This window comes from Dietzia sp. CW19, from assembly GCF_014145265.1.
Lineage (GTDB): Bacteria > Actinomycetota > Actinomycetes > Mycobacteriales > Mycobacteriaceae > Dietzia > Dietzia natronolimnaea.
In genome coordinates this window covers 4,247-5,183 of the sequence record NZ_JAALEE010000547.1, presented here as the reverse complement: position 1 = coordinate 5,183, position 937 = coordinate 4,247, and the positions used below count along the sequence as shown (strand labels likewise).

General features: G+C 68.6%; 2 protein-coding genes. Both read right to left on the bottom strand.

Annotation, left to right across the window (positions count from 1 at the left end):
* Window positions 1-693: helix-turn-helix domain-containing protein (locus G6021_RS15575; protein WP_347238985.1), on the bottom strand; the 693-nt coding region annotated here is incomplete at its 3' end.
* A 32-nt stretch (window positions 694-725) separates the two neighbouring features.
* Window positions 726-937 (bottom strand): helix-turn-helix domain-containing protein (locus G6021_RS15570; RefSeq protein ID WP_182641684.1); only part of this gene is annotated, 212 nt, incomplete at its 5' end.

The following is a 937-nucleotide window of genomic DNA, read 5'->3' as shown; positions in this document are numbered from 1 at the left end:
GTGATCGACGTAGAGCACATCGGGCAGGCCGCACATCGGCCAGTTCGGATCGTTCTTCGGCCAGATCGCGTGCCGCAACGCCAGCGCGGTGTTCATCGCCGAGGGTGCACCGAGGAAGACCATGTAGCCGCACACCGCCCGGGAGTAGTCGTCGAGGATGACGGTCAACCACGGCCGGGCGGGCCGCCCGTTGGCGTCGAGGATGAGGATGTCGAGTTCGGTGTGGTCGGCCTGCCAGGTGGCATTGGCCCGCTCGGCTCGATGGCGCCACACCAACTCGTAGGTGTCCCGGTAGGCCGCTGCGCCCTGGTGAGCCAAGGTCACCATGCCGGGATCCAGACCGGTCACGATGGACCGCACGGTGCTCGCGGAGACCATCGGCCATCCGCGGCGGGTGGCGGTCGTGGCGGCCTTGCGGAAGATCGCCGCGGTGGACGGCCGAGGCGTACTCAGCGCCAGGCCTTCGATGTAGGCCACAAGGTCTGGGTGGGTGCGCCGCCCACGCTTGGGTGGCGTTGCCGGAGCCAGCGCGGCGATCCCGCCCTTTCTATACGCGGCGAGCCAGCGTTGCAAAGTGCGTTCCCCGACCTTTTCGGCTGCGGCCAACTGGGTCAGCGGGACCCCGCTCTCCACGTGTTGGCGTAGGACCTGCCATCGGGCCGCGGCAGTCTTCGCACCAGTGGGGGCGCCGATCGAACCTTGAGGTTCACTGCCCCCGCTCATTGCTACGCCGTCGTCGACTTCTGTCGGCGCGGAGCCGGGGGCTTATCGGCCCCGCGTTGCAGCGCTCGGTAGACGGTGGTGCGGCTGACCCCCAGGACCTCGCCGATTTGGGCGACGGTCATGTCTTGTTGCTCGTAGAGCTTGCGGGCGGTGCGCAGTTTGTCCCCGGACAACAACGGCGGACGCCCACCTCTACGGCCACGGGCTCGGGCGG